Raw genomic sequence first — 24,053 nt, forward strand, 5'->3', positions numbered from 1 at the left:
TTCTCGTGGAGACCGAGCCGGGATTGTTCGCCCAGTCGCGTCCGTAGCCCGGCAACAAGCCCGTGACCAGCCCCCCTCATGCAGTGCAAGCGATCAAAGGGACATCAACTCGCGAACCGCCCTCTGAGGGCCAGAGGTTCCCGGCTGGACATCAGTGACCGACTCGTCCGCCGGAACGGTCGCAATGCCGTCGTGGTCTACCGCTGGGAGATTGCGCCGCATTGGGAGGACGAGCACCACATCGAGATTGCGATCGCGCAAGTCGATGCGGTTGGGTCGGTTCTTGTCCGCTCGGAACTGCTGTCGTGCTGGCCGTACCGATACGACGAACTCGAAGTCGAGTTGAACCGCGTCGGACTCCGGGCGGAAATGAGCACGTTCAACCCTGAGGCCGAGAACTACATGGTGGTGGCGAGCAAGGTATAGACAACGGGCTCGCAGTCCCTGGCCGGACCGCGCGGTTGCTCGCGGGAGACTTGAGCCCTCTCATCGGCAGATCCGGTAAACGGCTCGCAGCCTTGGACGGCGAATAGATGCACCACCGGTAAGACTGTCAGCGGTATGTCATCGACATTCTGACCTGCCTCAACATCGCTGATCTATGCGGTAGCTACAGATACCATGTGGTCGATGTCGAGATCTAGCGGGTCGGTCCCGACGCCGCCGTCGTAGGGACTGTGCCAGGTGCCGGATACCAGTCGGCACAGGGAATCGGTTTCGACGTTCTCCCCGTCCCGGACAAGCACCAGTTCGCGGGCGTCGCACTCACCCTGAACTCTGTCGGTGGATCTTCATCTCCTTATGGTGGTGCGGGACACGGAGTAGCGGTGAGCAACCGTTTCTTCGGTGAGCCAGAGTGAGGAACGAACCCTGGATCGTCGATCGCCCCCAAGCACGTACGGCGTCCAGCCATGCCGTGGCGATCGTAGGGCTGCATCTGTGCGGCGGTGCGGCAATCCCGGTCGGAGCGTTCGGTTGGTACGGCGGGGCTCGCGTGCGGTGCCCGGCCCGGTGTCCCGCCGCCGTCCGGGACCGGCCCCCAGGCCGCACGCCCGGACGGCGGGCGGGCGGGCGGAGGGCCGGGGTACGGCGGCGCGCCGCGCCGCCGCTTGATACCTACAAGAGCTATTCGGCAATCTTCCGGTCGAACATCCCGGCCTTCCGGGCCTCTGTGATGAGTTCGACGAGATCGGCTACAAGCTTCGGGCTCGCGGCGATGGTCGCTTGGGCGGTCATGCTGTGCGGGCTGCCGTCGAGATCGATCACCGTTGCGCCGGCTTCTCTGGCGATGATGACTCCTGCTGCGGTGTCCCACGGGTTGTTGCTGAGCATGATGGCGGCATCGATCCTGCCGTGTGCCACCCACGCGAGATCGATCGCGGCTGAGCCGAACATCCGAATGCGCTGAACACGCCCGGCAAGCTCTTCGGTCAGGGCGAACCTCGGCCGGTTACGCTCCTCGGCGTTCTCCCCCACGGCATAGTCACCGATCGCCACAATCGCACTCCGCAGGTCGCGGGCATCGCCCACCTGGATCGCGGACCCGTTGACGGCAGCGCCGGCCTCTTCGGCCGCCGCATAGCGAAGGTTGAGGAACGGCAGGTCGATCACTCCAAGCGTGGGGGCGTCCTTATCGACGAGGCCCAGGGAGACGCCGCAGAGCGGGATGCCGTGCAGGAAGTTGGCCGTCCCGTCCACAGGGTCCAGCGCCCACATCAGACCATCGCCCAAGCGACTGCCGCCTTCCTCCTCACCCAGAAAGCCGATTTCAGGCGTCTCACGGGCCAGGAATTCCCGCACGGCGTGCTCGACGGCGTAATCCACCTCCGTCGCCATGTCCCGGTCACCCTTGGCCGTGACAATCCCGGGAGCTTTGGTACGGATGATCTCGCTGGCGATCTGCACAGCTTGTTCACCGATGGGGAGCAGCGATCGGGCGTCGATGGTCATACGGGTTCGCTCCGCTCCCACATATCCCTGAACACCTGGTCGAAGAGGGGGAACAGCCCCTCTGCGGCGGTGTTGTCCGTGATCACAAAGGTAGGCGAATCGACTCCGCGCGCCTGCGGCAGGTACGGCTGGACCACGCACAACGCCCGGTCCACGATGATCACGTTGAATCGGATCGTCTCGTCGTAGACGTGGAGTTCGAGGCGCTGGGCCGACGTGGTTTCGAGCCGATCGCGCAGCCTGGTCAGCATGCTGATGTTGAGCGCCGTGAGGGTCGTCAGCGTGCTGTCGGTGTAGCCCTCTTCCGCTTCGCGGGCGCGGATCGCCTGGCCGTTCGGATCGAGGAAGAGGCAGCGAATGCGCGTGCCGGAGTCGAGCAGTCCTCGACCGGCCGACGTTTGTGCGATGGATCGGCTGGCGACTGCTCGCTTTCGTACGCTGGTTCTGGAACTACCGGCGGCACTGGCAACCGGTCATGACCGTCGCCGGGCTTGCTCGGCACATACGCGGGCGGGAGTACGTTCCGCGGCTTGTCAAGGTGACCTCTGATTCCTGGGCCGACCGGCTCACCGTCCGCATGCTCGACGGCCAGGCGGTCAAGGACTGGTCCTACCGGATCGAGAACCTGTCACACGGCTTCGGTGCGGAGACGTGCCGTGTCTCGGTGGCCAAGGCCGGTCAGCTCGTGCTGACCTTTCCACGCCATGACCCGCTGTCCGCACCGATCGCAGCGCTGCCGGTCCCGGACACGCCGACTGTCGGTCCGGTCGAGATCGGCAGGCAGGAGGATGGCTTGCCCTGGCTTCTCCGGCTCCACGGGACTCATGTCCTCGTTGCCGGGGCCACCGGGGCGGGCAAGGGCTCGATCATCTGGTCAGCGATCCGAGGGCTGATTCCTGCGATGCGTGCCGGCCTGGTCGAGGTTTGGGCCCTCGAACCGAAGTTGATGGAACTGTCGTACGGCAAGGCACTCTTCGGCGGCAGGTACGCGGCCGATCCCGCTGACTGCGCAGACCTGCTCGACGAGGCCGTGAGCGTCATGCACAAGCGGGCGGCCCGCTTCGCCGGGGTGCAGCGATCGCACACACCCACCCTCGACGACCCCTTCGTCCTGGTCGTGGTCGATGAGGTGGCTCTGGGCTGCGTCCTCGAACGGTCGATCTCTATCGCTGGCTGCTCAAGAAGCACATCACCCCGCATCTCGGCAATATCCCGATCGCCAAGACCAACACAACGACCGTTCGGCAGTGGCGGGCCGATCTGCTCGGCAACGGTGTGTCCGTGAGCATGGCGGCGAAGGCGTACCGGCTCCTGCGGGCCGTGCTGATGACCGCCGCCGACGACCGGATCATCCCGCACAACCCGTGCCGAATCAGAGGGGCCGGCGACGAGCACGCTCAAGAGCGGCCGGTGCTCACGGTGTCCCAGGTGTTCGAGCTGGCCGACCGAATCGGGCTGCGTCCGATCGGCAACGTCCGCAAGCTCAAGGACGCCGCCGATCTTGAGCACTTCCCCCTCCCTGAGCTGGAGATCCACTCCAGAGGCGATTGTTGACTCGGCACTACAGACCCTCGGGCGACGCGTGCGTGTAGCGGTTGAGCGCGGTCGAGGTCGACGAAGCGGGTATCCGGCCTGGCCTTGCCCGAATCACTGCCATACCCGCGATATACCGCCCCTCGCTAGCGTTGGCCGTGTCAACAACCCGCATGTGGCGGGCGTTTCTTGCTGCCCAACCGGCAGCATCCAAAATCGCCGCGATATCCCCAAGGAGAACGATGGATTCCCGTGCCTTCATCCGAGCCGCAGCTGTGGCGGCAGCTGTGCTCACCATGACTGTCGCCACACCGGCCGCCGCCGCTCCGGCGGCCAACGCCGCGCCCTCCTGCGTCAATGTCCAGCATGGGAGGACCTTCTACGAGGAGACCGCCTTCGGAAAGTACTATCACCACTGGGTGAAGATCACGAACAACTGCGCCAGCAAGAAGAAGCTCAAGGTGGACTGGAGGGGGGCCTTTATGCCCGACTCGAAGTGCACCACGATCAACAAGGGCAAGAGCGCAGAATTCACCAAGAACGGCAAGTGGAACGCCTACGCCGGGTGGTACGGCTGCTGAGCTGACCCGTAGGGCATTCAGCTCCTCACCGGGTTCTGGCGGAGAACGCCGGCCCAGCCCGGTAGAAGACCACAGCGAAGCTCCCAGCCGACGGCCTGCCAGCCAGCAGATCGCCGACCGGGAGCTTCGCTGTGTTCCGCGTCCTGGGCTGAAGGCGTGGCACGGCATCGCGAGCCGCTACGACAAGATGCCCGAGAGCGATCTTGCTGGCCTCCACCTGCGAGGAGCAGTGATCTGGATGCGCAGCCTCCAATGATCACGACTCAACACAGGCCCTAGCGGACCTCCTGCGGTGCTGACCCAGGCAGCACTGATGCCCCGCTTTCGATGCATGATCGTTCTTGCTAGGGCACAGAGTATGGGCAGCAGTCAAATCCCGAAAGGGCGCACAGACGATCCGCTGTCTCGCTGTCTACCTACGACGACACGACCGAGTCAGCAGCCACATGCTTGGCTTCGCGACCTGAGGACACCGCTATCCGGTGAGCCGGTGCTGAGGAACGAAGCACCGGATCGTCGATCGCCCCAGCCACTACCTGAGGCCAGCCCACGCGTGGCGATCGTAGGGCTGCATTCGTGCGGCGGCATGACGCTGGGGTCGGTGAGCTTGCTCAGTACGGCGGGCGCCACGATCGGCGTGGCGGTCCGTGCTGCTGCCGCCCGGGACCGGCCCCCAGGCCGCATGCCCGCGCGGCGGGCAAGCGACGGGCCGCTGTACGGCGGCGCGGCGCGCTTGGACGCCGTGCTCACCGGGCTCGACATCGAGATCAACGAGGCCGGAATGCGCGGCAACGTGCTGGGGCGTACAAGCTCCAAGCGGGTCCGCTCAACGAAGCGTCGCCAGGACGCGTCCGATCTGCCCAAGCGGAAGATGGCCAGCACGACTCTGGGCCGGACATTCGAGGCGGCGGACGGCAAGACCTACCGGCCTTCTCTGTTCGTCACGCTCACCCTGCCGAGCTACGGCAAGGTCATGAACGGCGCTCCCGTCGATCCGGACACGTACGACTACGTTCGGGCGGCTCGTGACGCGCTGCACTTCTCCAAGCTCGTGGACCGGTTCGTACAGAACCTTCGCCGCGTCGCTGGTTACGACGTGGAGTACTTCGCCACGGTGGAGCCTCAGAAGCGACTCGCCCCGCACCTGCACATGGCCGTCCGGGGCACTCTGCCGCGCGCCGAGATGAAGCAGATCGCGGCGGCGACCTATCACCAGGTCTGGTGGCCTCAGGCCGATGAAGCCCGTTTCGAGGGTGACCACCTGCCCCCTCTGGAACGACGGCTACGTGGACCCTGACACGGGCGAGGTCCTGCCCACCTGGGACGAAGCTCTCGACCAGCTCGGCGACGAACCCATGCACGCGATCCGCTTCGGCGATCAGGTGGATGTGAAGGGCGTGCTCGCCGGGTCGCCGGACGCCGATCAGTGCATCCGGTACCTGTCCAAGTACCTGACGAAGAGCCTCGGCGAGACCCTGGACGGTCAGGCACAGCGGGAGCACGCGGCCCGCTTCGTCGATGCCCTCCGCTACGAGCCGTGCTCACCGACCTGCCCGAACTGGCTCCGGTACGGCGTGCAGCCCAAGAACGCCAAGCCGGGGATGGTTCCCGGCCGCTGCCGGTCCAAGGCACACAAGCCCGAACACCTCGGCTACGCCGGTCGCCGGGTCCTCGTCTCCCGCAAGTGGAGCAACAAGACCCTCGCCGAACACAAGCAGGACCGCCGTACGTGGGTCCTGGAAGCGCTCGGCCAGGCCGACGAGCCCACCGACCCGCACCGCTACGTCTGGCAGCCGGTCAGGCCCGGCGATCCCGATGTCTCGCCGATCGGCGTACGGCTCCTTCGATCCATCGCCGAACGCCAGCGATGGCGTGCCCACCTGAGACGCCTCGAAGAACTTTCGGCAACTCCGCAGGCAGCCTGAGAGGAGGAGATCTTGGACCAACTGTTCACCGTCCCGGAAGCGGCCGAACTGCTCAGCACCTCGGTTCGCTTCGTCCGCCGACTGATCGCCGAACGCCGGATCGAGTTCGTCAAGGTCGGGCGGCACGTCCGCATCCGAGAGTCCGCACTGATCGCCTTCGTCGTCGCCGGGACCGTCGCGCCCATGACGACCTTCGACGCAACCGGGAGGGCCGCCTGATGGCGAACAAGGACAACCACCGTCGTTTCGGCAACATCCGCAAGCGGGAGTCCGGGCGGTACCAAATCCGCTACCCCGGACCGGACGGCCGGATGCGCACGGGCACCGAGACCTACGAACGCAAGTCCGACGCTGAGCGTGCTCTGTCGCTCATCGAGGCACAGATCATCAAGGGCGAATGGAACGATCCAGATCGTGGCAAGGTCAAGCTGCGCGACTACGCCGAAACCTGGATCGCTCAACGTCCCGGCCTGCGTCCCCGGACCGTCGATCTCTATCGCTGGCTGCTCAAGAAGCACATCACCCCACATCTCGGCAACGTCCCGATAGCTAAGATCAGCACTTTGACCGTTCGGCAGTGGCGGGCTGACCTGCTCGGCAACGGAGTATCGGTGAGCATGGCGGCCAAGACGTACCGGCTGTTGCGAGCCGTACTGATGACCGCCGCCGACGACCGCGTCATCCCACAGAATCCGTGCCGGATCCGAGGGGCCGGCGACGAGCACGCGCAAGAGCGTCCCGTGCTCACTGTCTCCCAGGCGTTCGAGCTGGCCGACCGGGTCGGGCTACGTCCGATCGGCAATGTCCGCAAGATCAAGGACGGGGCATACCGGCTGCGCTTCCAACGGCACGGCGCGATGCGTACCCATCCGGAGATCTTCCACGCGCGTGCGGCGGCTGAGCGTGCACTGTGGAAGATGGCCATGGATGGAAAGGCCGACTCCACCCAGGACCGGAGGTTCCGTGCGATGGTGCTGCTGGCCACCTTCGCGAGCCTGCGTTGGGGTGAGGTCAGCGCACTACGCCGGATGGACGTCGATCTCAAGGCGCGTACGGTCCGCGTACGGGTCGCCTTCGTCGAGCGCTCCGCAGGCGGGCTGGTGCTGGGACCTCCCAAGTCCAAGGCCGGACGCCGGACGATCGGCATCCCACAGAGCATCGTCCCCGTCCTGCAAGAGCACATGAACACCTACGTCCAGGACGAGCCGGGCGCCCTCATGTTCCCAGCGGCCAAGGGCGGCCCGATACGCCGCAGCGGCTTCAACACCCGCACACGATGGGTGGACGTCGTCTCGGAGATGGGCCTGCCGGGACTCCACTTCCACGATCTGCGGCACACGGGCAACATGCTGGCCGCCGAGTCCGGTGCGGGCCTCAAGGACCTCATGGCTCGCATAGGGCACGACAACGTACGGGCGGCCATGATCTACCAGCACGCGGTCAGAGGAGCCGACGAGGCGATCACCAACGCCATCGATCGACAACTCGAAGCACGAGACGATGACGACGACGAGGGCACGGCGGGCGCGCTGGTCCCAGCAGGGTGATCAAGAGCTAATGGCCCGTTAATGGCCCGCGAAGATCGAACAAGTCCGGAAACAATCAAGGCCCGGGTCGGGATTCATGTCCCTACCTGGGCCTCACCAGTTGGAGCGGGTGACGGGAATCGAACCCGCGCTGTCAGCTTGGGAAGCTGATGTTCTGCCATTGAACTACACCCGCGCACACCCGAAGGCTGCGCCCCCCACTGTAGCGGAAACTTGGCCCACAACAGCAATCCCAGCCCCCCACTCTTCGAACCGGACCGGTAAGTTGCTCACCGTGTTGCTATCTGACCGTGACATCCTCGCTGCGATCGAAGCCGGCCGGCTGGGCATCGACCCCTTCGACCCGGAGATGATCCAACCGTCCAGCATCGACGTACGGCTCGACCGCTTCTTCCGGGTGTTCGAGAACCACCGGTACCCGCACATCGACCCGTCCGTCGAGCAGCCGGATCTCACGCGGATGGTGGAGCCCCAGGGGGACGAGCCGTTCATCCTGCACCCGGGTGAGTTCGTGCTGGCCTCCACGTACGAGGTCGTCAGCCTGCCCGACGATCTGGCTTCGCGGCTGGAGGGCAAGAGCTCGCTGGGGCGCCTGGGGTTGTTGACGCATTCGACGGCCGGGTTCATCGATCCGGGGTTCACCGGGCATGTGACGCTGGAGTTGTCGAACGTGGCGACGTTGCCGATCAAGTTGTGGCCGGGGATGAAGATCGGGCAGCTGTGCGTGTTCAGGCTGAGCTCCCCCGCCGAGCACCCGTACGGGTCCAGCAAGTACGGGTCCCGCTACCAGGGGCAGCGTGGCCCCACCCCGTCCCGCTCGTTCCGGAACTTCCACCGGACGAAGATCTGAACAAGATGAACAACAGATGAACTTCTAGAGAACGTACGGCGGACTGCACCCGCCTCACCCCACCCGAGCGAGGCGTTATGGGCGGCCCCAAAGTAGGCGCGAGCAGCGAAAAACCGCCTAAAACTACGCGGTTCAGCGGTGTCGCACAACATACGGCGGGTAGCCAGTAGGCGAAGGGGACATGAAGTTCGCATTTCGCCTGGTAAGCCATACCCTCTTCCACGGACCATCCCCGCACATCTGGAGAACGACGTGCGTCTGCGTCTCACGCCACGTGAGGACAGCTACTACGACCTGTTCGCCGACTCGGCGAACAACCTGGTCACGGCATCCCGTCTGCTGGTAGAGATCATCAGCGACGGCTCGGACAGGGAAGCCCTGGCCGAGAAGATGCGCGCCTGCGAGCACGCCGGTGACGAACGCACCCATGCGATCATGAACCGGCTCAATGAGAGCTTCATCACTCCGTTCGACCGCGAGGACATCTACCGGCTGGCCTCGAACCTCGACGACGTGATGGACGCCATGGAGGCGGCCTCCGACCTCATCGTCCTGTACCAGCTCGACCACCTCCCCAAGGACGTCGTCCGCCAGGTGGAGGTGCTGGAGCGGGCCGCGGAGCTGACCGCCGAGGCGATGCCGCGCCTGCGGTCGATGAAGAACCTCAACGAGTACTGGATCGAGGTCAACCGCCTGGAGAACCAGGGCGACCAGGTCTACCGGAGGCTGCTGGCCAAGCTGTTCAGCGGTGAGTACGACGCCCTCACCGTCATGAAGATGAAGGAGGTCGTCGACGCCCTCGAGGAGGCGGCCGACGCCTTCGAGCACGTGGCCAACACCGTCGAGTCGATCGCGGTCAAGGAAAGCTAGGCCCAGACAGTGGACCTCACGCTCGGCCTCGTCATCGGCGTAGTCGTCATCGCCCTGGTCTTCGACTACACCAACGGCTTCCACGACGCGGCGAACGCGATCGCCACCTCGGTCTCGACCCGGGCCCTGACCCCCAGGGCCGCGCTGTTCATGGCCGCTGCCATGAACTTCATCGGCGCCCACCTGGGCACCCAGGTCGCCCAGACGGTGGGCAAGGGCATCATCGACGCTCCGAACGGCTCACACGGCCTGGTCATCGTGGCCGCCGGGCTGATCGGCGCGATCACCTGGAACCTGATCACCTGGTACTTCGGCCTGCCCTCCTCCTCCAGTCACGCGCTCATCGGCGGCCTGGTGGGCTCCGCGCTGGCCTCGGCCAGCGTGGTGCACTGGGACGGCGTCGTCGAGAAGGTCGTCATCCCGATGGTGCTGTCACCGCTGATCGGGTTCACCCTCGCCGCGGTGATCATGATCGCAATATATTGGATCTTCCGCAACAGCCAGCCGGGCCGCACCAACCGCGGCTTCCGCTACGCGCAGACCGTCTCGGCCGCCGCCATGGCGCTCGGGCACGGCCTGCAGGACGCGCAGAAGACGATGGGTGTGATCTTCCTGGCGCTCACCGTCGGCGGGTTCGCCCAGCCCACGGATCCCATCCCGCAGTGGGTCATCCTGGCCGCGGCCGGGGCGATCTCGCTCGGGACGTACGCGGGCGGCTGGCGCATCATGCGTACGCTGGGGCGGCGCATCATCGCGCTGGACCCGCCCCAGGGGTTCGCCGCGGAGTCGGCGGCGGCGACCGTCCTGTACGGGGCCGCCATCGGGTTCGGGGCGCCCATCTCCACCACGCACACGATCACCTCGGCGATCATGGGCGTGGGGGCCACCAAGCGGCTCAGCGCCGTACGGTGGGGCGTCGCGGGGAACATCATCACCGCCTGGATCCTGACCATCCCGGCCGCCGCCCTCGTGGCGGCCGTGTCCTACTTCGTCCTCCACGCCATCATCGAAAGGTGACTACGCGGGGGCGTACATCACGTCCACGTCCCACCGGTTGAACCCGAGGGACTCGTACAACCTGATCGCCGCCGTGTTGGTCTCGTCCACGTACAGCATCGCCTGGGCGAGACCACGCGAGCGCAGGTGGCTCAGGCCGGCCAGCGTGAGCGAGCGGCCCAGGCCGGTGCCCTGCTGGGAGGGGTCCACGCCGACCACGTACACCTCCCCCAGGGGCTCGTGGCCGTGCTCGGAGGAGCCGTGGATCTTCGTCCAGTGGAAGCCGGCCAGCCGGTCGCCGCGGAAGGCCAGGAAGAAGCCCTCGGCGTCGAACCAGGGCTCCTGCTCGCGCCGCAGCAGGTCGTCCATCGTCCACGCGCCCTGTTCGGGGTGGTGGGCGAAGGCGGCGGCGTTCACCTTGAGCCACGCCTCCTCGTCCTGCCCGGGCACGAACGCGCGCAGCGTCACCCCGTCCGGCAGCGTGTAGGAGGCCAGCGGGGCGAACAGGGAGCGGCGCATCTGCCACAGTGAGCGGACCCGCTCGAAGCCGAAGGACGCGGCCAGCGCCCCGGCGCCCGCGTGGTCGCCGTGTGCCCACAGCCGCACGGTGCCTCCGGTCAGCTCCAGCACGGCTCGCAGCAGCCGCGCGCCGTGCCCCTGGCGGCGATGGGACGGGTGGATGACCAGTTCCACGCTCGGCCCCTCGACCTCGTCGGTGGGGTCCACGTGCGCGTAGCCGGCCAGCGTGCCGTCGTCCGTCCACAGCAGCAACGACCGGGCGCGCGGGTCCCCTCCGTAGCGCAGATGGAGCATCACGTGCTCGTTGAGGGGGCGGACGCCGTCCGCCTCGGTGGCCTTCTCGACGACGTCCAGCACCTCGGCGACGTCACGGTCGCCGAGCCGTTCCCTGATCTCCACGCGCGCACCCACAGACCGAACTCTAGGCGTACCCATGGCGAACAGTGCCATCAGGTACTCCTGACAATCGTTACCTTTTACGACATTTGTTGCATAGCATCACGCCGTAACGTTTTCTGTCATGACGTCACGCACCCTCCTCCGGCTGATCTCGGCCGGAGCGGCGGCCGCGGCCGGGATCGCCCTCGCCGTGGCACCCGCCCTCGCCTCCACCGGCGCCCACGGCGACCGCGGCGACCACGGCAGGAAGACGGTCCCGGTCCGCCTGCTCAGCATCAACGACCTGCACGGCAACCTGGAGCCCCCGTCCGGCTCCTCCAGCCGCATCCTCGACCCCGACGGGCCTCTGGTCGACACGGACGGCACCCTGACCGGCATCGCCGGCGGCAAGTACTCGATCGCCGGTGGCGTCTCCTACCTGGCGACGCACATCAAGCGGGCGCAGAACAGGAACACGCTGCTCGTGGCGGCCGGCGACCTGATCGGCGCGTCGCCGCTGATCTCCGCCGCCTACCACGACGAGCCCACGCTGGAGGTGCTGGGCTCGCTCGGGCTGGACACCACGTCGGCGGGCAACCACGAGTTCGACGAGGGCTACGCCGAGCTGCAGCGCCTCATGAACGGCGGCTGCCACCCCGTGGACGGCTGCTCGCCCGCGGGCGAGTGGAAGGGCACCGGCTTCGACTTCCTCGCCGCCAACGTGCTGAAGGAAGGCACGGACAAGTACGCGCTGCCGCCCTACTACGTCAAGACGATCAACGGCGTGAAGGTCGGCTTCATCGGCCTGGTCACGGCGACGACTCCGACCATCGTCACCGCTGAGGGCATCAAGGGCCTGCAGTTCACCGAGGAGGTCGCCGCGGCGAACAGGGCCTCGGCCCACCTGGCGCGCAGAGGGGTCAAGGCGCAGGTCGTGCTGGTGCACGAGGGCGACTCGATCACCCCGAACCAGAGCCCCGACGCCTGCTCGGTGAACACCGCGAACGCGGGCTCGCGCATCGCCAGGGAGCTCAACCCGCAGATCGACCTGGTCATCAGCGGCCACTCGCACCAGGCGTACATCTGCAAGGCCACCGACCCCGCGGGCCAGGACCGCTACTACACGCAGGGGTCGTCGTTCGGCCGGGTGCTCACCCAGATCGACCTGCAGATCGACAAGCGCACCAACGACGTGATCCGCTCCTCGGTGAAGGCGGACAACAAGGTCGTCACGCGGACGGTCACCCCTGACCCGCAGGTCGATGCGCAGGTCCAGGCGTGGAAGACGCGCAGCGCCGAGGTCGCCGACCGCAAGCTCGGCACCATCACGGCCGACATCTCCAACGTGGTCAACAACAGCTCCGCCGCGACGACGAAGCCGGAGACGCCGCTCGGCGACCTCATCGCCGACTCCCAGCTGGAAGCCGCCAAGGCGGGCGGGGCGGAGATCGCGCTGATGAACCCCGGCGGCATCCGCACGTCGCTGACGTACGCGCAGAAGGGCTCCGAGGGCGACGGCGTCGTCACCTACGGCGAGGCGTTCGAGGTCCAGCCGTTCAGCAACATCGTGCAGGTGCGGACGTACACGGGCGCGCAGCTCAAGGCCCTGCTGGAGCAGCAGGTCTGGACGCCCAACCCGGCCACGGGCGGGATCTCGCACCGCATCCTGCAGGTGTCGTCGTCGCTCACGTACACGTTCGACACGACCAAGCCGGTGGGCTCGCGCGTGTCCGACATCAAGCTGAACGGAACACCGGTCACGGACACGCAGTCCATCAAGATCGCCGCGAACAACTTCCTCATGGGCGGCGGTGACGGCTTCTCCGTGTTCACGCAGAGCAGTGACACCTGGAGCGGCCCGATCGACCTGGACGCGTTCACGGCCTACCTGAGCGCCCGCTCTCCCATCAGCCCGTCCCCCGCCGACCGGATCACTTTCATCAAGTGATCCCCCCGGGCCCGTCTCCGCCGGAGGCGGGCCCTTCCCGGCGTCTCCACGCCAGCCACTTGCGCGCGATCTCCGCCTCCAGGTCCACCCCGTGATGGCGGGCCATGAGCAGCACGTGGCACACCACGTCGGCCAGCTCCGCCCGGAAGTCGGCGTCGAGCTCCGCCCCGGTGCGTCCCTTCGTCCTGGCCCTGCCGGTGAGCATCAGGAACGCCTGCGTCAGCTCGCCGACCTCCTCCTGCAGCTTGAGCAGGAACCAGGTGTCGTCGCGGTCGATGCCCAGGTGATCGGCGTACCGCCGCGAGATGGACTCGATCTCCTCGGAGAGCTCGCGCAGGTCCATGCGGCCGAGTCTAGGCCCCTGGTCAGCCGCGGTGCAGCGGCAGGACGGCGACGAAGCGCGCGCCGGGCTCGTGCTCGACGGCCGTCAGGGTGCCGCCGTGAGCCGTGGCGATCTCCCTCGACAGCGGCAGGCCGAGGCCGCTGCCGCTCTTGTCCTTGGCCCTGGAGCTCTCCAGCCGGGTGAACCGCTCGAAGACCCGCTCCCTGTCCTCCGGCGCGATCCCGTCGCCGTCGTCGGTGACCGTCACCACCACCCGATCCTCCCGTACCGTCACCTCGACGTCGATCCTGGTGGCGGTGTGGCGGGTGGCGTTGTCGAGCAGGTTCGTCAGGAGGCGGTCGAGCTGCACGGGCGAGCCGAGGACCGGGGCGGCCTCGCAGGCGTGCAGGAAGATCGGCGCCCGGCCGCCCTCGCGGCGGCGGATCTGCTCCTCGACCACCAGGCACAGGTCCACCACCCGCCGCTGCGCGACCGCGCCCGCGTCGAGCTTGGCCAGCATCAGCAGCTCGTCGATGATGCCGGTGAGCCGGTCGGCGGCGGCCAGCGCCCGCGCGCCCGTGGCCGGCCAGTCCGTCTCGTCGGGGTAGCTGTTGGCCACCTCCAGCTGGGCGCGCAGGGCGGAGATGGGGCTGCGCAGCTCGTGCGAGGCGTCGGCGACGAAGCGGCGCTGGGTCTCGGCCGAGCGTTCCAGGCGGTCGAGCGTGTGGTTGGTGGTGGCGGCCAGGCCGGCGATCTCGTCCCCGGTGGGCGGCACGGGGACGCGCCGGCTCAGGTCCTGGCCCGTGATCTCGGCCAGCTCGGCGCGCACGCGCTCGACCGGCCGCAGCGCGTAGCTGACCGCGGCCCACGTGAGCAGCGTGATGATGACCAGGACGAGCGGCGTGCCCAGGAACACCAGCAGGTGGATCCACATGAGGGCCTGGTCGACGTCGGCGAGGGAGGAGGCGCCCTGCACGGTGACGGGCCCCTGCGGCGAGCGCACCGTGATGGCCATCAGCAGGTGGTGGCTCCTGGGCTCCTCGGGGTGGCGCGCCAGGTCCAGCTCCATGGTCTCGACCGTCTCCGGCCTGGCGGGCCTGAACGCGGTGACCCGCGCGTCCTGCGGGAAGGAGGTGCTGCTCGCGAGCACCTCGCCGGTCCCGGAGAGCACGCGGAGGAGCTGGACGCGGGCCGGCGTCTTCAGCTCCCTGGGCAGGGTTCCCGTACGTGCCTCGCTCGCCACCCGGCGCACGGCCAGCTCCACCCTGGCGTGGACGGTCCCGTGCAGGTTGTCCGGCACCGTGGCCAGGGTGAGGGCCGACGCGCCGATGAAGACGGCGGCGGCCACCATGGTGGCGGCCGTGGTCATCCTCGCGCGGATCGAGCGCGGGACGAGCCTCCGGAACGAGCGCGTAAGGAGCCGGCTTGCCAATCCCACATCCGCCTTCCTGCGATCACTGTCTGTGACATTTACCCGTGGATGGCGTACGCAACATGATCGACGGATACTCTCCGTACATATTTCGCTCCCCGCGATTCCGCTGAGGGCGTGCGTGCCTTCCGGCCGGATGGTTCTGCGGGCAGGGTGGGTGCCATGAGGGTTCTGGTGCTGGGCGGTACGGGGTTCGTGGGGCGGGTCGTCATCGACGAGGCGCTGGCGATGGGCTGGGAGGTGACGGCGTTCAACCGGGGCAGCGGACAGCCGCCCGCGGGGGTGACGGCGTTACGCGGTGACCGTACGGCGCCCGGCGGGCTGGCGGCGCTGGAGCGCGGCGAGTGGGACGTCGTGGTCGACACGTGGTCGTGGGCGCCCTCGGCCGTCAGGGACTCAGCCGCGCTGCTGGCCGGGCGGGCCGGCTCCTACGTGTACGTCTCCAGCAGGTCGGCCTACGCCGAGCCGGTGCCGTTCGGTGCCGACGAGAGCGCGCCCCTGGTGGCGGCCTCGGCCGACGACGGCGAGGGCCCGTACGCGCGCAACAAGGCGGGCGGCGAGCTGGGGGCCGTGGCCGCGTTCGGCGACCGGGCGCTGCTGGCCAGGGCAGGGCTGATCATCGGGCCGCACGAGAACGTCGGGCGGCTGCCGTGGTGGCTGACCAGAATCGCGCGCGGCGGCCCCGTGGTCGCGCCCGCCCCGGCGGATCGCGGCCTGCAGTACATCGACGCCCGCGACCTGGCCGTGTGGTGCCTGGAGGCGGGGGCTCGGGGCGTCGGCGGGGCGTTCAACGTGGTGGGCCCGCCCGGGGCCACCACGATGGGGGAGCTGCTGGAGGCGTGCGTGAAGGCGACCGGCTCCGGGGCCGAGCTGCGCTGGATCGAGGAGGAGCGGCTGCTCGCGGCCGGGGTCGAGCCGTGGATCGGGCTGCCGTTCTGGCTGGTGGGCGAGGACTACGACTTCATGCACGGAGGTGACGTGGGCAAGGCGGTGGCGGCGGGGCTGCGCGTCCGCCCGGTGGCGGAGACGGTGGCCGACACGTGGGCCTGGCTGCGCGGCCTCGGCGGGAAGGCGCCCCTGCGGGCCGACCGGCCGCTCAAGGGCCTCGATCCGGCGCTGGAGGCGCAGCTCCTGGCGTCATGACGCGGCGTTGACGCGCGGCGTTCCTGGCCGCGTGGGCAGCGCGGGGTCGCCGGTGTCATGACGCGGCGTGGGCAGCGCGGGGTTCCAGGCCGCATGGGCAGCGCGGGGTTCCTGGCGTCATGACGCGGCTTCGTCGTGGCCGCTGCGTACGCGATCGTGGCGGTCGCGTACGAGGTCGCGGTGGGTGCGGACGAGGTCGTACAGGGCGGCCGCAAGGGCGACGCAGATTGACGACACGACCACGACCAGCCCGTGCCGGAAGGCCGTCGTCCACCCCTCGCCCAGCGACCCGAAGAACGTCGTCCCGACCGCCGCGATCCCGATGGCCGACCCGAGGCGCTGCCCCGTCTGCAGCACCCCGGCGGCGCTCCCACCGCCGGAGGGCGGCACCTCCGACAGGGTGATGGCCTGGTTGGGCGAGATGACCAGCCCGCTGCCCACGCCCGCGACCAGCAGCGGCAGCGCGGTCGCCAGGCCCGCGCCCGCGCCGGGCACCAGCGCGGTGGCGCCCATGGTGGCCAGGAGCCCGGCGATCACCATGGCCAGCCCGATGGCGACCAGCCGCCGTCCCATCCGGGACACCAGGTGCCCTCCGACCATGGCGGCCGAGGCCGAGCCGAGCGCGAACGGCGTGATCGCCAGCCCGGCCAGCAGCGGGCTGTAGCCGTGGCCGCTCTGCAGGTACAGCGTGAAGATGAAGAAGATGCCGGTGAAGCCGGCGAAGTAGAACAGCGCGATGGCCGAGCCCAGGCTGTACGAGCGCTTGCGGAAGAGCTCCAAATTCACCAGCGGCTCGCGCCGGTACAGCCGCTCCCACGTCACGAACCCGGCCAGCACCACCAGCGCGGCCGGCACGAGCAGCCACTTGGCCGGCCCCTCCCACTGGTGCCGCTGGATGAACGGCAGCAGCAGCCCTGCCACGCCGATCCCGAGCAGCAGCACGCCCACCGGGTCCATGCTCTCCGGCCGCGTGTGCACGAGTTGCGGGCGCGGCAGCAGCCGCCAGGCCAGCGGGAGCAGCACGAGCCCGATCGGCAGGTTCACCAGGAACACCCACCGCCAGCCGTGGTCGGCCCCGAACACGGTCACCAGCGCGCCGCCGATCAGCGGCCCCGCGGCCGTGGACACGCCGATGGTGGCGCCGAGCGCGCCGAAGGCGCGGCCCCGCTCGTACCCGTGGAACATCTGCTGGATCAGCCCCGAGACCTGCGGGTTCAGCATCCCGGCCGCCATGCCCTGCACCAGGCGAGCCGCGATCAGCACGTTCATGCTCCAGGCGAAGCCGCAGAACGCGCTGGAGAGCGTGAAGAGGAGCACGGCCCACAGGAAGATCGTCCTGCGGCTCCGGGCGTCACCGAGCCTGCCGGCGGGGACCAGGAGCAGGCCGAACGTGAGCGCGTAGCCGGACAGGATCCACTGCAGGCCGTCCTCGGAGGCGTGGAGCCCCTCGCGGATGGAGGGCAGGGCGACGTTGACGATGCTCACGTCGAGCCCGGTCATGAACGCGGAGACCAGGCACACGGCCAGCGCGCGCCGCCGCGCATCGGTCCCGGACTCCCCCATCACCTCGCACATGCTGCCCCTGGGCCCCCGAAATATCGCCCATCAGGCGTTTCTTTGCTCGTCACCGGAGAAAGGTTCGTTTCTTCGCCAAGGATGGGTAACGTCCGATCATGGGAACGATGGCGGTCGAGCAGAACGGCATCAACGCGGTCCCCGAGGGGGAGCGGCGCGGCAGGCCGAGGGACCTGTTCTGGCCCTGGGCGGGCGCCAACCTGTCGCTGTTCGGGGTGGCCTTCGGCGTGTACGTCGTCGGGCTCGGGCTGGGCGTGGTGCCCGCGATCATCACCGGCGCTGTCGGGTACGCGCTGTCGTTCCTGCTGGTCGGCCTGGTCGCCGTCGCCGGGGCCAGATCCGGGGTGCCGACGATGACGCTGGGGCGGGCGCCGTTCGGCTACCAGGGCAACAAGCTGCCCACCCTCCTGTCGTACATCTCCAACGTCGGCTGGGAGATCGTGCTCGTCACGCTCGCGGCACAGAGCGGCGCGGAGATCATCAGACGGCTCGGCCCCGGTCTCCCCGCGTCCGGGCAGCTGGATGCCGGCGTGCCGCCCGCGACGGTCACGGCGATCTGCTTCGCCGTCGCGGCGGTCGTGGTCATCGCGGTCGGCGTGTACGGGCACGCGATGATCATGGTGGTGCAGCGCTACCTGACCTACGCGTTCATCGTGCTGACCGTCGTCTACCTGGTCCTCATGGTGCCCAGGCTCGGCGCGGGCTCGCTGGAGACCACGTCGGGCGCGGGCGGCTGGGTGGGCGGGGTCATCTTCGCCATGACGCTGCTGGGCCTGGGCTGGGTCAACTGCGGCGCCGACTACTCCCGTTACCTGCCCGCGAGCTCCCGGCCGCGCTCGGTGGCCCTGTGGACGACGCTCGGGGGCGCGCTGCCGCCGCTGGTGCTGCTGGTGTTCGGGGTGCTGCTGGTCGGCGGCGATCCCACGCTGGCCGAGGCGGCGGGCGCCAATCCGGTGGCGGCGCTGGCGGGGGCGTTGCCGACCTGGTTCCTGGTGCCGTACCTGCTGACCGCCGTCGGCGGCTTCCTGGCGGGCGCGATCATGGACATCTACTCGTCGGGGCTGTCGATGCTGGCGCTGGGCGTGCCCGTCAGGCGGCACTACGCGGTGCTGATCGACGGGCTGCTCATGGTGCTCGGCGGCTACTACCTGCTGTTCGTCTCCACCAGCTTCCTGGCCACGTTCCAGGCGTTCCTGGCGATCGTCGGCGTGGTGATGGCGGCCTGGGTCGCGATCTTCCTGGTGGACATGTGGCGGCTGCGGGCCGGCGGGCGGGCCTACGACGAGCGGCTGCTCCGGGCCGGCGCGCCCGCGCTCAACTGGCCGGGCCTGGTGTCGCTGGTCGTGGCGTCGGCCGTGGGGCTGGGGCTCATCACCTCTGCGGACCCGAACATCGCCAGGGTCGTCGGCTTCCTGATGAGCGACGAGCTGAAGGCCGGCACGTTCGGGACCGCGAACATCGGCGTGGTCATCGCGCTCGTGCTGGCCGGGGTGCTGTACTACCTGATCACCGCTGTCGCGCACCCCCGGCATAGGGTTACTCTTAGTGATTGATGACTGACTTGCCGTCGCGACTGCTGAGGTGGGCGGTGCACGTCACGGCCTGCGGGCTGCTGGCGATCGCCGTGGTCGGTGTGCTGCGCGAGGACCGCCCCGGTCCCGCGGCGGGGGGCGCGCTGCTCGGCCTGCTGTACGCCGCCGGGCCCGCGGTCCAGGGCAGGGCCGTGGCGGGGCGGGTGTGGCTGGGGCTGGTGACCGGCGGGTGGGCCGTGCTGGCCGTGGCGGCGCCGCCGTTCGTGTGGGTGGCCTTCCCGCTGCTGTTCGCCTACCTGCACGTGTTGCCGCTGTGGGGCGCGATGTTCGGCGTGACGGTGCTGACGTCGGCGGCGATCGTGGCGGCGGCCTGGCACGCGGGCGAGCTGACCACGCCGCTGCTGGTCGGCCCGGGGGTCGCGGCGGTCATGGTGACGCTGCTCGCGCTCGCCTGCAGGGCGCTGGGCGCGCAGGCCGATCGGGAGTGACGGGTCAGGCCGTCACGATGGCGAAGTCCGGCACCGGGCGGTCGAGCACCGACACCAGACGCTGCAGCACCGTCGTGTCCCCCTCGCGCCGCACGCCCTCCACGCCCTTGCCCGTCAGCAGGCCGACGAGCTGGGCCTTGGTGAGCCGCAGCGTGAGGTCCGCGGCGCCGTCGCGCGGGGCCGGCTGCTGGATGAAGGCGCCGTTCGACAGCGTCGTCCGGTAGCGCTCCCCCAGGTCGGTCAGGTGCCAGTCGATGGACAGCCGCTCGTGCCAGGCCCGCGGCCCGTCCACGCGGACGGCGATCGAGTCGAAGATCTGCTCCACGGTCAGGGCGGCGAAGAAGTCGGTCGAGGCGGCGTCCATGGCGGCGGGCACGATGCCGTCGGCCAGCTCCAGCGCGCCCATCAGGTAGCAGTTGCGCCAGGTGGCGTTCTCGGCGCCGTGGCCGAGCCGGGTGTAGACCTCGGCCAGCAGGTCGCGGGCCTCCTTGTTGCCCTCGTCGGCGAAGACCGCGTGGTTGAGCAGCTGGGCGGCGAAGCGCAGGTCGTTCTCGTCGATGTAGCGCCTGGCGAACGCGACCACGGCCGCCCCGCCGCCCAGGCACTCGACGTACCGGATGGCGCTCTCCCTCGGCGGGTGCTCCCACAGGTGCGCCGGGTTGCCGTCGAACCAGCCCAGGTAGCGCTGGTAGACGGCCTTGACGTTGTGGACGAGCGAGCCGGAGTAGCCGTGCGTGTGCCAGGCCTGCTCCAGCTCGGGCGGGAGCTGCACGGTCTCGGCGATCTCGGCTGCCGTCAGGCCCTTGTTGAGCAGGCGCAGGGTCTGGTCGTGCAGGTAGGCGTACAGGTCGCGCTGCTGGCTGAGGAAGCGCTCCACGCGCTCGGCGCCCCAGGTGGGCCAGTGGTGGGAGGCGAACGCGACGTCGGCGCGGCCGGCGAACAGGGCGATGGCCTCGGTCAGGTACCTCGCCCAGGCGCGTACGTCGCGGACGGCGGCGCCGCGCAGCGGCAGGAGGCTGTGCTGGTTGTGGGTGGCGTTCTCGGCCAGGCAGAGGGCGCGGCGGCCGGGGAGCAGGAAGTTCATCTCGGCGGGGGCCTCGGCGCCCGGGGTGAGCTGGAAGACCATCCTGACCCCGTCGATCGTCTCCTCCTGGCCCGTGCGGGCGATCTCGTCCGTGGGCGGGATGAGCGACATGGTGCCCGTCGAGGCGGTCATGCCGAGCCCGGCGCCGATCTGGCCGCGCGGGGAGCGGGGCAGGGCGCGGCCGTACATGTAGACGGCGCGGCGGGTCATGGCGGGGCCGGCGTAGAAGTTCTCGGCGACCGCGTGCCGCATGAAGCCGGCGGGGGCCAGGATGGGCACGCCGCCGCCGGTGACGCCGCGTACGCCGCCGAAGTGGTCGGCGTGCGCGTGGGTGTAGATCACGCCGGTGACGGGACGGTCGCCGCGGTGGGCGCGGTACAGCTTGAGCGCGGCGGCGGCGCACTCGGTGGAGATGAGCGGGTCGACGACGATGACGCCGCGCTCGCCCTCGACGAGGGTCATGTTCGACAGGTCCAGGCCCCGGACCTGGTAGACACCGTCCGTGACCTCGTACAGGCCCTGTCTGGAGCAGAGCTGGCCCTGCCTCCAGAGGCTGGGATGGGCGGTGTCGGGGCAGTCCTCCTGGAGGAAGTCGTAGGCGTCGTTGTCCCAGACGACCCTGCCGTCAACCGTTCTGATCACTGCCGGGCTGAGCTTGGCGAGGAAGCCGCGGTCCGCGTCCTCGAAGTCGCCCCTGTCGTGGAAGGGAAGGTCTGCCATGCTCAGCCGCATGCCCTCCTTTTCGGGCAAATAGCTCAATAAAGGCCCTAAATAGGATGAATCTCCGACAAGTCCATGTGGTTGGCTTGGTTCTGAGCTGATCGTCGCAGGGGGATCCATGGAAGCGTGCGTGTTCGACCTCGATGGCGTGCTGGTGGACAGCGAGCCGGTCTGGGAGGAGGTGCGCCGGGCGTTCGTCGCCGACCACGGCGGCGCCTGGCAGCCGGACACGCAGTCCAGGCTCATGGGCATGAGCACCGGCGAGTGGGCCGTGTACCTGCACGAGCTCGGCGTCGGGCTGCCGCCGGACGAGATCGCCCGCGGGGTCGTCGAGCAGATGGCCGGGCGGTACCGGGACGAGGTGCCGCTGATGCCCGGGGCCGTCGAGGTGGTGCGGCGGCTGGCGGGCCGGCTCACGCTGGGGCTGGCCAGCTCGTCCCCGCGCCGGCTGATCGACGTGGTGCTGGCCGCGGCCGGGCTGGACGAGTGCTTCGCGGCCACCGTCTCCACCGAGGAGGTGCCGCGCGGCAAGCCGGCGCCCGACGGGTACCTGGAGGCGGCTCGGCGGATCGGGGTGGACCCGCGCGGCTGCGTGGCGGTCGAGGACTCCAGCAACGGGCTGCGTTCGGCGCACGCGGCCGGGATGCGGGTGATCGCCGTACCGCACCCCCGCTACCCGCCCGCGCCCGACGCGCTCGACCTGGCCTGGCGCGTCCTGCCCGACCTGGACGCGCTGACCTCCGAGCTGGTCGTCTGAGACCCGCCGGCCGCCGCGCCGGACCCGGGAGGGGCACCCCACCGCCGCGCCGGGCCTGGGAGAGGCGCCGGTTCCGGGCCGGTCGCGCGAGACGCGCTGGTCCCGGGGCTGGTCTCGTGGAACGTCGGCGCCTCTGGCTACCATGTGGGAATCGTGCGAGACATCACGGTTTTCAGCGGCAGCGCCCACCCCGACCTGGCCGAGGAGATCTGCGCCCACCTGGGCACACCCCTGCACCCCGTACAGATCAACCGCTTCGCCAATGACGTGCTCGAAGTGCAGCTCCAGGCCAACTGCCGCGAGCGCGACGTGTACCTCATCCAGCCACTCGTGCCGCCCGTGCAGGAGCACCTGGTCGAGCTGCTGCTCATGCTCGACGCCGCCCGCGGGGCCTCCGCCGCCAGGACCACCGTGGTGATGCCTCACTACGCCTACGCCAGAAGCGACAAGAAGGACGCCCCGCGCATCTCGATCGGCGCGCGGCTGGTGGCCGACCTGCTGGTGGCCGCGGGCGCCAGCCGGGTGCTGGCGATGACGCTGCACTCGCCGCAGGTGCACGGCTTCTTCAGCGTCCCCGTCGACCACCTGCACGCGCTGCGCGAGCTGGCCGCGCACTTCCGTCAGTACGACCTGTCCAACACGGTCGTCGTCTCCCCCGACCTCGGCAACGCCAAGGAGGCCGCCCACTTCGCCCGCCTGCTGGGCACCGGGGTCGCGATGGGCGCCAAGCAGCGCTTCAGCGACGACCGCGTCGTGATCAGCTCGGTGATCGGCGACGTGGCAGGCAAGGACGTCATCATCCTGGACGACGAGATCGCCAAGGGCAGCACCGTCATCGAGCTGCTCGACCGGCTGCGCGAGCGCGACGTGCGCTCCGTACGGGTGGCGTGCACGCACGGCCTGTTCTCCGGCGGCGCCATCGAGCGGCTCAGCGCGCTGCCCGAGGTCCAGGAGATCGTCTGCACCAACACCGTCCCGCCACCGGCCAAGCCCGGCGACAAGCTCACCGTGTTGTCGATCGCGTCCGCGCTGGCCGAGGCCATGCGCCGGATCCACTACGGCGAGTCGGTGAGCGCCCTGTTCAGTACATCCTGAGGAGCTGCCCGGTCACCCGCCGCCCCTGGTGCGAGGCCAGGAACGTGATCACCTCGGCCACGTCCTCCGGCTGCGCGATCTCCTTGAGCACCGCGCTCTCGGTGACCGCCCTGGCCACCTCGTCGTTGATCCAGCCGGTGTCGGTGACGGGCGGGTAGACCATGTTGGCCGTGATGCCGTAGGGGCCCAGCTCGTGCGCGGCCGACATGGTGTAGTTCTCCTGGGCCGCCTTCGCCGCGCCGTACGAGACCTCCGTCGGGAAGCCGTTGGGCCCGCCGGAGGTCAGGCCGATGATGCGGCCCCAGGTCGCGCCGCGCGCCACGTGCCGCCGGGCGAACTCCGAGATCAGCAGCGCGGCCGCCCGCGCGTCCACCGCGAACTGCCTGTCGTGCGTCTCCACGTCCACCATCCGCAGCGAGCGGCCGAAGGCGTCGTGCCCGGCGGGCGCGAAGGTGTTGCCCAGCCCGGCGCTGGCATTGTTGACCAGGATCTCCACCGGACCGAACGCCTTCTCGGCCAGGTCGAACAGCAGCTTGGGCGCCTCGGGGTCCGCCAGGTCGGCCTCGGCGGCCTCCGCGGTGCCGCCCGCCTCGCGGATGCGGCGGACGACGTCGTCCGCGGTGTCGGCCCTGACCCGGTCGTAGGTGTCCGGATAGGCAGGTTCGTTCAAGGGCGCGAGGCGCTTGTACGTCAGGAAGACCGCCACCCCCTCGGCCGCCAGCGCGGTCGCCGTCGCCGCACCGATGCCGTGATTGGCACCTGTGATCAGCGCAACCTTTCCTGTCAGCCGTGTATCGATCATAGTTGC

At 69.2% G+C, this 24,053-nt stretch carries 23 protein-coding genes, 1 tRNA gene and 1 pseudogene; 16 read left to right on the forward strand and 9 right to left on the reverse strand.

Annotation, left to right across the window (positions count from 1 at the left end; genetic code table 11):
* Positions 1-192 precede the first annotated feature (192 nt).
* Complete coding sequence (locus tag ACBJ32_RS52205; RefSeq protein ID WP_375133236.1) at positions 193-426, forward strand: hypothetical protein; 234 nt, start codon at positions 193-195, stop codon at positions 424-426.
* Positions 427-1,125: 699 nt separating this feature from the next.
* On the opposite strand, the gene ACBJ32_RS52210 is transcribed toward ACBJ32_RS52205, so the two are convergent.
* Together ACBJ32_RS52210 and ACBJ32_RS52215 are read right to left on the reverse strand one after the other, a co-directional pair.
* Positions 1,126-1,950 (reverse strand): inositol monophosphatase family protein, encoded by an 825-nt coding sequence (locus ACBJ32_RS52210; protein WP_375133237.1) that lies wholly within the window; start codon positions 1,948-1,950, stop codon positions 1,126-1,128.
* Positions 1,947-2,357 carry a DUF5919 domain-containing protein gene (locus tag ACBJ32_RS52215; protein ID WP_375133369.1) on the reverse strand — a complete coding sequence of 137 codons (411 nt, stop codon included), beginning with the start codon at positions 2,355-2,357 and terminating at the stop codon, positions 1,947-1,949. The genes ACBJ32_RS52210 and ACBJ32_RS52215 overlap by 4 nt, the downstream gene beginning before the upstream one ends.
* A 68-nt stretch (positions 2,358-2,425) precedes the next feature.
* On the opposite strand from ACBJ32_RS52215, the gene ACBJ32_RS52220 reads away from it, so the two are divergent.
* The 6 genes and pseudogenes from ACBJ32_RS52220 to ACBJ32_RS52245 all read left to right on the forward strand — a co-directional run bounded on the left by ACBJ32_RS52220 (position 2,426) and on the right by ACBJ32_RS52245 (position 7,536).
* Positions 2,426-3,235 carry an FtsK/SpoIIIE domain-containing protein gene (locus tag ACBJ32_RS52220; protein ID WP_375133238.1) on the forward strand — a complete coding sequence of 270 codons (810 nt, stop codon included), beginning with the start codon at positions 2,426-2,428 and terminating at the stop codon, positions 3,233-3,235.
* Positions 3,139-3,504: a hypothetical protein gene (locus ACBJ32_RS52225; protein WP_375133370.1), complete on the forward strand. Its 366-nt coding sequence runs from the start codon at positions 3,139-3,141 to the stop codon at positions 3,502-3,504. The genes ACBJ32_RS52220 and ACBJ32_RS52225 overlap by 97 nt, the downstream gene beginning before the upstream one ends.
* Before the next feature lie 221 nt (positions 3,505-3,725).
* A complete protein-coding gene (locus ACBJ32_RS52230) occupies positions 3,726-4,064 on the forward strand; it encodes a hypothetical protein (RefSeq protein WP_327585926.1) in 339 nt (112 codons plus the stop codon).
* A gap of 733 nt (positions 4,065-4,797) precedes the next feature.
* A pseudogene (locus ACBJ32_RS52235) lies at positions 4,798-5,989 on the forward strand (replication initiator); the annotation flags it as partial.
* 12 nt (positions 5,990-6,001) lie between these two features.
* Positions 6,002-6,208 (forward strand): helix-turn-helix domain-containing protein, encoded by a 207-nt coding sequence (locus ACBJ32_RS52240; RefSeq protein ID WP_225271124.1) that lies wholly within the window; start codon positions 6,002-6,004, stop codon positions 6,206-6,208.
* Positions 6,208-7,536 carry a tyrosine-type recombinase/integrase gene (locus ACBJ32_RS52245; protein WP_375133239.1) on the forward strand — a complete coding sequence of 443 codons (1,329 nt, stop codon included), beginning with the start codon at positions 6,208-6,210 and terminating at the stop codon, positions 7,534-7,536. Before ACBJ32_RS52240 ends, ACBJ32_RS52245 begins: the two co-directional genes overlap by 1 nt.
* Before the next feature lie 101 nt (positions 7,537-7,637).
* On the opposite strand, the gene ACBJ32_RS52250 is transcribed toward ACBJ32_RS52245, so the two are convergent.
* Positions 7,638-7,711 (reverse strand) — tRNA-Gly (locus ACBJ32_RS52250).
* A gap of 99 nt (positions 7,712-7,810) precedes the next feature.
* Here ACBJ32_RS52250 and dcd point away from each other — a divergent pair.
* The 3 genes from dcd to ACBJ32_RS52265 all read left to right on the forward strand — a co-directional run bounded on the left by dcd (position 7,811) and on the right by ACBJ32_RS52265 (position 10,273).
* Entirely contained in the window at positions 7,811-8,386 is a 576-nt protein-coding gene (gene dcd / locus ACBJ32_RS52255; RefSeq protein ID WP_357890029.1) for a dCTP deaminase, read from the forward strand.
* A 252-nt stretch (positions 8,387-8,638) separates the two neighbouring features.
* Positions 8,639-9,256, forward strand: a complete 618-nt coding sequence (locus tag ACBJ32_RS52260; protein ID WP_043625094.1) for a DUF47 domain-containing protein — start codon at positions 8,639-8,641, stop codon at positions 9,254-9,256.
* Positions 9,257-9,265: 9 nt separating this feature from the next.
* Positions 9,266-10,273, forward strand: a complete 1,008-nt coding sequence (locus ACBJ32_RS52265; protein ID WP_357890026.1) for an inorganic phosphate transporter — start codon at positions 9,266-9,268, stop codon at positions 10,271-10,273.
* Here ACBJ32_RS52265 and mshD read toward each other — a convergent pair whose 3' ends face one another.
* The gene (mshD, locus tag ACBJ32_RS52270; RefSeq protein WP_375133240.1) at positions 10,274-11,182 is read right to left on the reverse strand and encodes a mycothiol synthase; all 909 of its coding nucleotides are present in this window, start codon (positions 11,180-11,182) and stop codon (positions 10,274-10,276) included.
* 109 nt (positions 11,183-11,291) lie between these two features.
* On the opposite strand from mshD, the gene ACBJ32_RS52275 reads away from it, so the two are divergent.
* The gene (locus ACBJ32_RS52275; RefSeq protein WP_375133241.1) at positions 11,292-13,097 is read left to right on the forward strand and encodes a bifunctional metallophosphatase/5'-nucleotidase; all 1,806 of its coding nucleotides are present in this window, start codon (positions 11,292-11,294) and stop codon (positions 13,095-13,097) included.
* Here ACBJ32_RS52275 and ACBJ32_RS52280 read toward each other — a convergent pair.
* Both ACBJ32_RS52280 and ACBJ32_RS52285 read right to left on the reverse strand, forming a co-directional pair.
* Positions 13,090-13,440 (reverse strand): pyrophosphatase, encoded by a 351-nt coding sequence (locus ACBJ32_RS52280; protein ID WP_357890019.1) that lies wholly within the window; start codon positions 13,438-13,440, stop codon positions 13,090-13,092. The genes ACBJ32_RS52275 and ACBJ32_RS52280 overlap by 8 nt on opposite strands.
* Positions 13,441-13,462: 22 nt before the next feature.
* Positions 13,463-14,788, reverse strand: coding sequence for a sensor histidine kinase (locus ACBJ32_RS52285; RefSeq protein WP_375133242.1), 1,326 nt, complete (start codon positions 14,786-14,788; stop codon positions 13,463-13,465).
* 225 nt (positions 14,789-15,013) lie between these two features.
* Here ACBJ32_RS52285 and ACBJ32_RS52290 point away from each other — a divergent pair, with 225 nt between their 5' ends.
* Positions 15,014-15,994, forward strand: a complete 981-nt coding sequence (locus ACBJ32_RS52290; protein ID WP_375133243.1) for an NAD-dependent epimerase/dehydratase family protein — start codon at positions 15,014-15,016, stop codon at positions 15,992-15,994.
* A gap of 117 nt (positions 15,995-16,111) precedes the next feature.
* Here the strand turns inward: ACBJ32_RS52290 and ACBJ32_RS52295 are convergent, their stop codons facing one another.
* Positions 16,112-17,557, reverse strand: a complete 1,446-nt coding sequence (locus ACBJ32_RS52295; protein ID WP_375133371.1) for an MFS transporter — start codon at positions 17,555-17,557, stop codon at positions 16,112-16,114.
* Between the two features lie 110 nt (positions 17,558-17,667).
* Here ACBJ32_RS52295 and ACBJ32_RS52300 point away from each other — a divergent pair, with 110 nt between their 5' ends.
* Both ACBJ32_RS52300 and ACBJ32_RS52305 read left to right on the forward strand, forming a co-directional pair.
* Positions 17,668-19,122 (forward strand): purine-cytosine permease family protein, encoded by a 1,455-nt coding sequence (locus ACBJ32_RS52300; RefSeq protein WP_375133244.1) that lies wholly within the window; start codon positions 17,668-17,670, stop codon positions 19,120-19,122.
* Positions 19,122-19,589: a hypothetical protein gene (locus ACBJ32_RS52305; RefSeq protein ID WP_375133245.1), complete on the forward strand. Its 468-nt coding sequence runs from the start codon at positions 19,122-19,124 to the stop codon at positions 19,587-19,589. Before ACBJ32_RS52300 ends, ACBJ32_RS52305 begins: the two co-directional genes overlap by 1 nt.
* A 4-nt stretch (positions 19,590-19,593) precedes the next feature.
* Here ACBJ32_RS52305 and ACBJ32_RS52310 read toward each other — a convergent pair whose 3' ends face one another.
* Positions 19,594-21,393 (reverse strand): alkyl/aryl-sulfatase, encoded by a 1,800-nt coding sequence (locus ACBJ32_RS52310; RefSeq protein ID WP_375133246.1) that lies wholly within the window; start codon positions 21,391-21,393, stop codon positions 19,594-19,596.
* Positions 21,394-21,523: 130 nt separating this feature from the next.
* Between ACBJ32_RS52310 and ACBJ32_RS52315 the strand changes: the two genes are divergently transcribed.
* Together ACBJ32_RS52315 and ACBJ32_RS52320 are read left to right on the forward strand one after the other, a co-directional pair.
* The gene (locus ACBJ32_RS52315) at positions 21,524-22,150 is read left to right on the forward strand and encodes an HAD family hydrolase (RefSeq protein ID WP_375133247.1); all 627 of its coding nucleotides are present in this window, start codon (positions 21,524-21,526) and stop codon (positions 22,148-22,150) included.
* Positions 22,151-22,303: 153 nt separating this feature from the next.
* On the forward strand, positions 22,304-23,245 hold the full coding sequence (locus ACBJ32_RS52320; RefSeq protein ID WP_357889998.1) for a ribose-phosphate pyrophosphokinase: 942 nt from the start codon (positions 22,304-22,306) through the stop codon (positions 23,243-23,245).
* On the opposite strand, the gene ACBJ32_RS52325 is transcribed toward ACBJ32_RS52320, so the two are convergent.
* Positions 23,232-24,047, reverse strand: coding sequence for an SDR family NAD(P)-dependent oxidoreductase (locus tag ACBJ32_RS52325; RefSeq protein ID WP_375133248.1), 816 nt, complete (start codon positions 24,045-24,047; stop codon positions 23,232-23,234). The genes ACBJ32_RS52320 and ACBJ32_RS52325 overlap by 14 nt on opposite strands.
* Positions 24,048-24,053: the final 6 nt, after the last annotated feature.

Source organism: Nonomuraea sp. GTA35, assembly GCF_041950525.1.
Lineage (GTDB): Bacteria > Actinomycetota > Actinomycetes > Streptosporangiales > Streptosporangiaceae > Nonomuraea.

Coding starts and splice junctions, on each gene's coding strand:
- ACBJ32_RS52295 (WP_375133371.1), bottom strand. CDS start 17,557: ATGGGGGAGTCCGGGACCGATGCGCGGCGGCGCGCGCTGGCCGTGTGC.
- ACBJ32_RS52285 (WP_375133242.1), bottom strand. CDS start 14,788: ATGACCACGGCCGCCACCATGGTGGCCGCCGCCGTCTTCATCGGCGCG.
- ACBJ32_RS52275 (WP_375133241.1), top strand. CDS start 11,292: ATGACGTCACGCACCCTCCTCCGGCTGATCTCGGCCGGAGCGGCGGCC.
- ACBJ32_RS52290 (WP_375133243.1), top strand. CDS start 15,014: ATGAGGGTTCTGGTGCTGGGCGGTACGGGGTTCGTGGGGCGGGTCGTC.
- ACBJ32_RS52220 (WP_375133238.1), top strand. CDS start 2,426: ATGACCGTCGCCGGGCTTGCTCGGCACATACGCGGGCGGGAGTACGTT.
- ACBJ32_RS52325 (WP_375133248.1), bottom strand. CDS start 24,047: ATGATCGATACACGGCTGACAGGAAAGGTTGCGCTGATCACAGGTGCC.
- ACBJ32_RS52300 (WP_375133244.1), top strand. CDS start 17,668: ATGGGAACGATGGCGGTCGAGCAGAACGGCATCAACGCGGTCCCCGAG.
- ACBJ32_RS52305 (WP_375133245.1), top strand. CDS start 19,122: ATGACTGACTTGCCGTCGCGACTGCTGAGGTGGGCGGTGCACGTCACG.
- ACBJ32_RS52280 (WP_357890019.1), bottom strand. CDS start 13,440: ATGGACCTGCGCGAGCTCTCCGAGGAGATCGAGTCCATCTCGCGGCGG.
- ACBJ32_RS52310 (WP_375133246.1), bottom strand. CDS start 21,393: ATGGCAGACCTTCCCTTCCACGACAGGGGCGACTTCGAGGACGCGGAC.
- ACBJ32_RS52245 (WP_375133239.1), top strand. CDS start 6,208: ATGGCGAACAAGGACAACCACCGTCGTTTCGGCAACATCCGCAAGCGG.
- ACBJ32_RS52210 (WP_375133237.1), bottom strand. CDS start 1,950: ATGACCATCGACGCCCGATCGCTGCTCCCCATCGGTGAACAAGCTGTG.
- ACBJ32_RS52230 (WP_327585926.1), top strand. CDS start 3,726: ATGGATTCCCGTGCCTTCATCCGAGCCGCAGCTGTGGCGGCAGCTGTG.